The organism is Streptomyces oceani (assembly GCF_001751245.1).
Lineage (GTDB): Bacteria > Actinomycetota > Actinomycetes > Streptomycetales > Streptomycetaceae > Streptomyces > Streptomyces oceani.
Map to the genome: position 1 here is coordinate 126,688 of NZ_LJGU01000093.1, position 8,838 is coordinate 135,525.

The following is an 8,838-nucleotide window of genomic DNA, read 5'->3' on the forward strand; positions in this document are numbered from 1 at the left end:
TCGTGGCCAAGCGCCGTCGGCCATGGCTCAGAGACGCCGTTCGAGTCGACGTTGCAGCTGTGGTGGCGGATCCGGAGTGACACACGGATATGGGGGAACGGTAAGTGACTTCAAGAAGCCTGCCGTCCAGTACGGCTCAACACCCTGCCGCTTCCGATGACGGCCACGTAACGGGCGGACGTACTCAGCAGGTGACCTCCACCCATGCGAGGAGTGCTCAGCAGCTGCACCGCACCAACGCTGAAGTCGGCCGAACGTCGCGCAGGGGCGATCAAGCAGCTGCTTATCCGGTTCCTCCGGACATCGACTGGAGTCACGCGCGTGCCACCCTCGAACTCGTAGCCAGCAAGTGGTGCGTCGCCGTGATGAGTTCGCTGGTCTCTGGTCCGAAGCGCCACAACGAGCTGCTGCGAGCGATTCCCGGAGAGATCAGCGACAGGGTCCTCATCCGGACATTACGTGCGATGGAGCGGGATGGGCTGGTGGGCAGAACAGTGCATACCGAGTCCTCGCCACCTGCGGTCAGTTACCACCTGACCACACGTGGGACCTCGTTGCTTGCACCGCTCTCTCATCTCGCCCGCTGGTGGCAACGCCAAGGCCCGTAGACGGAACTGCGCAGTGCGACCCCCTCACCACCGTCGGCCGAGTACCCCCGCTCGGCCGACGGTTCCCCATCGGCCCTGTTGGCACCATTCGTCCACCTCCGGCGCGGCTGGCGCGTTGCGACGGAGGTGGACGAGTCCACGAGTTCGGTAGATCCAGCGAGGTACCAGTCCGTGGAACCCGGACGTTGACCAAGCAGGATCTGGTTGTCTGAGAGTTCTCAGGTGAGTTTGTGTTCCACCCAGATGTTGGGCTCCACGTACACGGCGCAATCACCCTGCAGAGAGCACAGCACGGGTGCGAGGCCGCCGGGCACGGCGATAGCGCCGTCAGTGTCGAAGGGGAGTCCGGTCCACTCCCGCCACTGCTGCAGCGAGCCGGGAACCACCATTGAGCTGGGTGCGACACCGACGATCTTACCGCCGATACGCACATGGGTCCGCAGCCATGGGTCCTGTGGCAGGCCGTCTGCACCTGTGCGGGCGAGGTAGTCGTCCATCGGAGTGTGCGGCTCCTCGTGCTTCGCAGCGGGCCGGACCGGGACCACGAGTCGCCCATACCCCTTCTCACGAGCGTTGTCGGACATGGCCCGAAGCATCTGCGTGGAGAGTCCCTGCCCCCGGTAGTCAGGGTTGATGACGACCTCGACAGCGCTGACGATGTCGGTCTTGCGGCGGCGCCGGTGGTCGTCAAAGGCCCATATCAGTATGCGGTCCCAGCCGCCGGGGGGCAGTTGCTTGCGCCCGGGAAGATCGAGGGCGAACGGGACACTGTGACCCCGGGCGACGACTCGCCCGGATTCCGTCGCCACCATGGTGAAGTCGTGAAAGGTGTCGACGAAGCCGCCGTAGTGCGAGTCGCCTACCGGTCCGTGGTACATGAACTCCGGCCATGTGGGGTTCAGCGACCAGACATCGCCCAGCAGGCTCGGCCTCTGTGCCAGCGTTGATATCTCGAATTCCATGGTTGTGCCCTTCTTCGTTCAGATCGGTCGTCACGCCGGGCAGTGGGGCTACCCTGCGGACAAGGGCCGCCACGCGTCCGCGAGTGACGCCGCCGCAGCCGCGAGACGTTCCGGGGAGTTGTAGGCGTAGGAGAGCCGGACGCCGGGCTCGGCGTCGCTACCGAAACGCTCACCGGGCGAGGTCAGGACGCCGCCCTGCTCTGCCGCTGCCACCGCGTCGAATTCGCTGACTCCGGCGGGGATATCGACCCAGCTGAACAGGCCGCCATCGGCAGGGCGCAGATGCCATTCACCGGGGAGCAGGTTGTGCAGGGTGTCGGTCAGAGCATCACGGCGACACTTCAGTTCGCTGTGCAGCCATCTGAGGTGGTCCTCGTAGAAACCGCTCTCCAATAGCAGACCAACCGCGAGAGCTGCCAAGTGACTGGGGCATCCGCCACTCGTGAACAGCCCTCTGCCCGCCAGCTCTCGGCAAAGCCGCGGGCCCGCGGCCAACCATCCCAGGCGCAGTCCGGGCGCCAGTGACTTGGAGAAGGTACCGAGCCGTACGACTCCGCGGAAATCAGCCAGGCCTGCCAGCGACGGCTGCCGGGTCCGGGGCGTCAGCGGCAGATCGGCGTAGGCGTCGTCCTCGACGACAAGCATCTGGTGGCGTGCCGCTGATTCCAGCAGCGCGGTACGACGGGGCTGCGACATCTCACTGCCCGTGGGGTTGTGGAAGGTGGGAACGAGGTAGACGAACGCGATCCCTCTACGTTCTTGCCGGGCCCGTGCCGCGGCCTGGTCAACAGCGGACGGCAGCATGCCCTCGCTGTCCCGTTCCACTGCGTACACCACGAGGCCGCGGTCCCGGAAAATCTGCAGGGCCAGATCATAGGTGAGTGACTCAACCACGACTGCCTGACCCGGCTCGGCTACCGCAGCCGCCAGGAGGTCGAGCGCTTGCGAGGTTCCTCCGGTGGCGAGGAGGTGGGATGGTGTGTAATCGGTGCCGTCACCGTCGGCTAGCCGATCGGCGACCGCTGCCCGGAAGGGCAACGCGCCCTGGTTGTGGCCATAAGCGAGCGCGGCGGCGCCATAGCGGGAGAGCGCCTCGTCGAAGGCTGCCTTGATGTCCGGCACCGGTATCAGCTGAGGGTCTAGATAGCCTGGCCCCAGGTCGTATACCCCTTCTGCTGCCGCATGTTGGACGATGCTTTCGAAGGACCAGTCGATGGTTCGTGATTCACCCGTCTCCGACCTTTCGAGTGGCGTTTCCCGGTAGTATTTCCCCATGTCTTTGCAACCTCCGAAAGAACTCGCCGGGTATTCGCTTCCGCTGTCTCCCACTGGTGTCTCCTCGATGATTACGCCTCCTCCATGGCATTTTTCGGGGAACATGCTGTGGGTCGACTGCCGTGTGGACCCGGACGCAGCTCAAAGGTTCCTCCCCGAAGGAGTGTCGGCGTCGGACCCGGGCGCTGCCGCTGCGGTGTTCTCCGACTGGCAGTGGTGCTCCGCCGACAAGTCGGAACTCACCGACCCCGCACGCTGTCAATTCTCGGAATTTCTCCTGCTGTTGGGCTGCCAGTACGAGGGACGTGCCATGGCCCGGTGCCCATACGCGTGGGTCGACTCCGCGGTGTCCCTGGCTCGGGGTTGGATACAGGGAATGCCCAAGCAGTTCGGCAGCATTCGTATGAGTCGGCCAATCGCTGTGGGGCGGGCCGCCACTCACCATGAACCTGGTGGTCGGATGTCCGGGTCGTTGGCCGTACACGACCGGCGTATCGCGGAAGCGACCGTGACACTGACCGAGAAGGTCGACTCCCCTCCGGATTTGAGCCTCCTCCCGCTGGTGCACAGCGAGGTGACGCCGCCGTGGCTGGCTGGTGCGGGTTCCCGGCAACGACTCATCACCTCTTGTGTGGAGGGTGTTGAGTTTTCCGAGGTGTGGTCCGGTGTGGCCGATATGCGGTTCTTCGAGGACGGTGTACGGGCGCTGGACACGGATTTGGCGACTCTCATTCCCGAACAGGTGGGGAAGGGGTACTCCTTCTCCTACGCCGAGACCCTGACGGGTGGTGAGGTACTGGCCTGAGCGAGGTGGAGACAAGCTTCTCGCTGCCACGCGGGCGGTCCGAAGGGCCGCCCGCCTCACCCGCCCATCTGCTCGATCAGGCTTCTGGGGCGCAGGTCCGTCCACTGCGCCTCGATGTACTCCAGGCAGCCCTGCCGGGGCTCGGGGCCGAAAACGGTCTGCCATCCGCCGGGCACAACGAGATGAGCCGGCCACAGTGAGTGCTGGTTCTCCTCGTTGATGAGCACGAGATAGCTGGCGTCCTCTTCAAAAGGGTTGGTCATGACGCTTCCCTAAGAATGGTTGGCGGTCCGGGGGGACCGGGTGTGGCTGATGACGGTTTGCCGTTGATGGCTCGAGAGGAATGGCCGCCCGGTCCTCCGGGACGCTCCGGCCACTGATTGAGAACTGCGGTCATCGCTGGTTAGGGACCTGTCGGCGGGGTGTTCCTCGGACCATGGAATGCGGGTCACGAGGGATACGGAGCGATGGACTTGAGTACGCGGCAGGCTCGAATATGGGTCGGGATCGACGCCGGCAAGGGGCACCACTGGGCGGTGGCGGTCGACGCCGACGGCGAGGCGATGTTCTCGACGAAGGTAATCAACGACGAGGCCCAGATCCTCGCTCTCATCGAGACCGCCTGTGAGCGGGCTGAGGACGTGCGGTGGGCGGTGGACATCTCCGGCCGGGCCTCCACGTTGCTGCTGGCCCTGCTGATCGCACACGACCAGGACGTGGTCTACGTTCCCGGCCGGACGGTCAATCGGATGTCCGGCGCCTACCAGGGCGAGGGCAAGACCGACGCGAAGGACGCCCTGGTCATCGCCGACCAGGCCCGCATGCGCCCCAAGAGCTTCGCTCCGTTGGACACACCCCCGGAGCTGGTCTCCACCTTGCGGGTGCTCACGAACCACCGCGCCGACCTGATCGCCGACCGCGTCCGGCTGATCAACCGGCTCCGTGACCTGCTGGTGGGCATCTGCCCGGCCCTGGAAAGGGCCTTCGACTACTCCTCGGCCAAGGGCCCAGTCGTCATGCTGACCGAGTACCAGGTCCCGGCAGCCTTGCGAAGGATCGGCGTCAAGCGGCTGACGACCTGGCTGGAACGACGCAAGGTCCGCAGCGCCGGCACCGTCGCGGCCAAGGCCGTCGAGGCCGCCCAGTCCCAGCAGATCGCCCTGCCCGGCGAGAAGCGGGCCGCCAAGCTGGTCTGTGACCTCGCCCACCAACTGCTGGCCCTGGACGAGCGGATCAAGGACAACGACCGGGAGATCCGCGAGACGTTCCGCACCGACGACCGCGCCGAGATCATCGAGTCCATGCCCGGCATGGGCCCCATCCTGGGAGCCGAGTTCGTCGCCATCGTCAGTGACCTGTCCGGCTACCGCGACGCCGGCCGCCTCGCCTCCCACGCCGGCCTGGCCCCGGTCGCCCGGGACTCCGGCCGCCGCACCGGCAACAACCACCGGCCCAAACGCTACAACCGCCGTCTGCGGCACATCTTCTACCTGGCCGCACAGACCGCCATGATGAGGCCCGGGCCCTCTCGCGACTACTACCTGCGGAAGCGATCCGAAGGGTTGATCCACACCCAGGCGTTGCTTGCGCTCGCCCGACGGCGAGTCGATGTGCTGTGGGCCATGCTCCGTGACCAGAGGCTGTTCACCCCCGTCCCCCCGGTCACGCAGGCGGCTTGACACGATCATTGAGATTCCTGTCCGGTTCGGGGCGAAGTGGCTGTGATCTTGTCGTTCAGGACCCGGCAAATCAGTGCCGCAGGGGCTGCCTCCAACATGTCCGCGTGCCGGCAGAAGACGGGATAGTCCTCTATCTCGTCGGCGATGAAGGGTGTCCACCTCTGGGCTGAGCTTGCCGCTTCCGGTTCTGCCGTGGCGGTGAAGGTGAGGGCATCGTGGTCCAGGTGCTGCGGGGTGAAGGCACTGGCGAGCCGTGCAGTGTTCGCGTACACCGCGATGAGCCGGCCGAGTCCTTCGGAGTCGGCACCCAGGGGGTGGTGCTCTTGCTCGCCGAGATAGGCCAGCAATTGCGCGCGGCGGGCGTCGTCGGAGGCTTGGGGCTCCAGCCCGAAGTGGGCGAGCAGCGAGCCCACGACATCCCGCTCGTTCACTCCGGTGTGGCCCCTTAGCTCCGGGGGGTCCTGCGGATGTGCGTCCAAGAGCGCCAGGACACCCACCTCGTGGCCCGCACGCTTGAGTTGAGCGGCCATCTCGTGAGCGATGGACCCGCCGAGTGACCATCCGGCGAGGTGGTAGGGGCCGAAGGGCTGCACCTTGCGCATCTGTTCCACGTAGTCGGCGGCCATCTCCGTAAGGGAACCGGAGACGGTGTGCTCCGGCAGCAACCCCCGGGCTTGCAGTCCGTAGACGGGAATGGTGCTGTCCAGCAAGGGGAGCAAGCGCGCGTAGCTCCAACTGATGCCCGCGATCGGGTGAACGCAGAACAGGGCTGGCCCACCGCCGGAGCGCAGCGGCAGCACGACCTCCAGGGCCGCCTCGGTCGCCTGGGTGCCTTCCGCACCGAATCGGCTGTGGAGGAGGCCGGCGACGGTGGGGGTCTCGAAGAGCGTGCTCATAGGCAGCTCCACCCCGAACGTATCCCGGATACGCCCGGCCAGGCGGGTGGCCAGCAGGGAGTGGCCGCCCAGGTCGAAGAAACTGTCGTCCACCCCGACCTCTGGTACGCCCAGAACCTCCGCGAACAGGGCTGCCAGCAGTTGTTCTGTGGGCGAGGCGGCTGTACGCGAGGGTGAAAGGGTTGCCAGGTCCGGGGCGGGAAGTGCTTTGCGATCCAGTTTGCCGTTGGGTGTCAGGGGGAGTTCGTCGAGGGTGATGTAGCCCCACGGCACCATGTGGTCGGGGAGGAACGCACCAGCGTGGGCTTGCAGTTCTGCCGCCTCCGCAGGACGGGTTCCCTGGAGGGCGGTGACGTAGGCGACGAGTCGGTCTTCGTGCGGGGCGACGGTCGCTGTGCGGACCGCGGGATGCTTGGCCAGGACGGCCTCGATCTCACTCGGCTCGATGCGCACACCACGAATCTTGACCTGGTGGTCACTGCGTCCGGCGAACTGGAGTTGCCAGCTCCGACTCCAGCGTGCGAGGTCGCCCGTGCGGTACATGCGTGCTCCGTCATCCCGGAACGGATCGGCGACGAAGCGGTCAGCGGTCAGCGCCGCGCGGTTGAGGTAGCCGCGCGCCAGCCCGTCACCGGCGATGTAGAGCTCGCCGGTGACGTTGGGGGGAACCGGCTGGAGGTGGTTGTCGAGCAGGTAGACGTGCGTGTGCGGGGTGGGCCGTCCGATCGGGGGTGCTCCATTGTCCACCTCGGGTGAGCTGTTCCAGTAGGTCGCGTTGACGGTGGCCTCGGTCGGGCCGTAGAGGTTGGTGAGCGCCGCCGAGGTCACGGCGGTGAAGCGGTCTGCCACCTCATGGCTGAGGACGTCGCCGGCAGACAGCACCCGGCGCAGCGAGGGGAGGCCGTCGGGTGCGGCTTCGTCCACGAGCGTTTCGAGCAACGTGGGAACCACGTCGATGGTGGTGACCTGGTGAGCGCGGATGACATCGGCAAGGTACGCAGGGTCCTTGTCACCGTCGGGTTCAGCTATCACCAGTCGTGCACCGGTGAGGAGAGGCCAGAAGATCTCCTCGATCGACGCGTCGAAACCGAGCGGGGCCTTGTGCAGGACGACGTCGGTTTCGTCCAGGTGGAAGATTCTTTGCACCTCGTCGACCATGGACGTGATGTTGCTGCGGGTGAGCACCACACCCTTGGGTGTCCCGGTGGTGCCCGAGGTGTAGAGGACGGCCATCCGCATGTGGCCTGAGGACTGGGAGTCAGAGGCGAAGAACGTCGCTGGGCTGGCGTCGATGGTTGCGGCGGTTCGCGCGTCGTCCAGCGTGAGCGTTCCGCTTGGCAGCTTCTCGGAAACCGCCTCCACGCCGATGCAGCAGACCGGCAGCGCGTCGTTGAGCATGTACGAGAGTCGTTCGGCCGGGTGGTCGGGGTCTATCGGCAAGTACGCGGACCCGGTCTTCAGGATGGCGAGGAGTGCGACGACGAGTTCGATGGAGCGGGGAAGGGCAACTGCGACGGTCTCCTCGGGGCCTGCTCCGTGTGCGAAGAGGACGTGAGCGAGTCGTGCCGCACGCTGATCCAGCTCGCTGTAGCTCAGCACCTCGTCGCGGTAGGTGACGGCGGGGGCGTCGGGGCGAAGACGGACGTGGTTGGTGAACTGCTCCAGTGGGCCTTGGACGGGGGCAGGAGCAGTCGTGTGGCTGAGTTTCCGGGTCAGTTGACGGTGCTCGTGGTGTTCGAGCAAGTCGATGCTCGTCAGCGCGATGTCGGGATCGGCCAGCGCGGTTTCGAGGAGACGTGTCAGGCGACGTCCGAGAGTCTCGACGGTGTCCTGGTCGAAGACGTCGGTCGCATACGTGAGCGGACCGGAGATGCCCGCGGGTGTTCCGTCGGGCTCGTGGTGCTCGGTGAGACTGAGCGTGAGATCGAAACGAGCTATCGACGGGTCAAGGTGTTGGATTGTGGTGGTGAGGCCGGGTAGGGCGGGTTCGGGCTGGGGGCTGTTCTGCAAAGCCAGCATCACCTGGAACAGCGGGTGCCGGGACATGCTGCGGGTCGGGTTCAGCACCTCCACCAGCCGCTCGAACGGCAGATCCTGGTGGTTGTAGGCGGCCAGGTCACAGCGCCGCACCCGCGCCAGCAGTTCCCGGAACGTCGGATTGCCGGAGGTGTCGGTACGCAGCACCAAAGTGTTGACGAAGAACCCGACCAGGTCCTCCACCGCCTCATCAGTACGCCCGGCCACCGGCGTACCCAGCGGAATGTCCTCTCCCGCACCCAACCGCGTCAGTAGGGAAGCAAACGCCGCCTGCAACACCATGAACGTGCTGACCCCACACTCCCGCGCCAGACGGGTCAGATCCGCGTGGAGGGCGGAGGAAAGATGGTAGGGGACTTGGGCCCCTCGATAGCTGGCGACGGGGGGTCGGGGGTGGTCGAAGGGCAGGGCGAGTTGGTCGGGCAGCCCCCGCAATGCGGTGGTCCAGTACTCCAACTGCTGCGACGCCCGACTGCCCGGATCCTCCTCCGACCCCAGCAGCTCCCGCTGCCAGACCGCATAGTCCGCATACTGCACCGCCGGCGGCGCCCAACCCGGCTCCACACCCGCACACCG

Annotated in this window: 7 protein-coding genes; 3 read left to right on the forward strand and 4 right to left on the reverse strand. The window is 66.1% G+C overall.

What is annotated here, in order from left to right; translation table 11 throughout:
- The first annotated feature begins 191 nt into the window (after positions 1 to 191).
- Entirely contained in the window at positions 192 to 608 is a 417-nt protein-coding gene (locus tag AN216_RS30585) for a winged helix-turn-helix transcriptional regulator (protein ID WP_275522091.1), read from the forward strand.
- A 218-nt stretch (positions 609 to 826) separates the two neighbouring features.
- Here the strand turns inward: AN216_RS30585 and AN216_RS01955 are convergent, their stop codons facing one another.
- Complete coding sequence (locus tag AN216_RS01955) at positions 827 to 1,570, reverse strand: GNAT family N-acetyltransferase (protein WP_070194806.1); 744 nt, start codon at positions 1,568 to 1,570, stop codon at positions 827 to 829.
- Between the two features lie 48 nt (positions 1,571 to 1,618).
- Complete coding sequence (locus AN216_RS01960) at positions 1,619 to 2,845, reverse strand: aminotransferase class I/II-fold pyridoxal phosphate-dependent enzyme (protein ID WP_170842998.1); 1,227 nt, start codon at positions 2,843 to 2,845, stop codon at positions 1,619 to 1,621.
- On the opposite strand from AN216_RS01960, the gene AN216_RS01965 reads away from it, so the two are divergent.
- Positions 2,844 to 3,650, forward strand: coding sequence for an acetoacetate decarboxylase family protein (locus AN216_RS01965; protein ID WP_070194807.1), 807 nt, complete (start codon positions 2,844 to 2,846; stop codon positions 3,648 to 3,650). The two genes, AN216_RS01960 and AN216_RS01965, sit on opposite strands and share 2 nt — an antisense overlap.
- 56 nt (positions 3,651 to 3,706) lie before the next feature.
- Here the strand turns inward: AN216_RS01965 and AN216_RS01970 are convergent, their stop codons facing one another.
- Positions 3,707 to 3,913 (reverse strand): MbtH family protein, encoded by a 207-nt coding sequence (locus tag AN216_RS01970; RefSeq protein ID WP_070194808.1) that lies wholly within the window; start codon positions 3,911 to 3,913, stop codon positions 3,707 to 3,709.
- A 204-nt stretch (positions 3,914 to 4,117) separates the two neighbouring features.
- On the opposite strand from AN216_RS01970, the gene AN216_RS01975 reads away from it, so the two are divergent.
- Positions 4,118 to 5,329: an IS110 family RNA-guided transposase gene (locus tag AN216_RS01975; protein WP_170842999.1), complete on the forward strand. Its 1,212-nt coding sequence runs from the start codon at positions 4,118 to 4,120 to the stop codon at positions 5,327 to 5,329.
- Positions 5,330 to 5,334: 5 nt separating this feature from the next.
- Here the strand turns inward: AN216_RS01975 and AN216_RS26320 are convergent, their stop codons facing one another.
- A complete protein-coding gene (locus AN216_RS26320; protein WP_170843000.1) occupies positions 5,335 to 8,799 on the reverse strand; it encodes a non-ribosomal peptide synthetase in 3,465 nt (1,154 codons plus the stop codon).
- Positions 8,800 to 8,838: the final 39 nt, after the last annotated feature.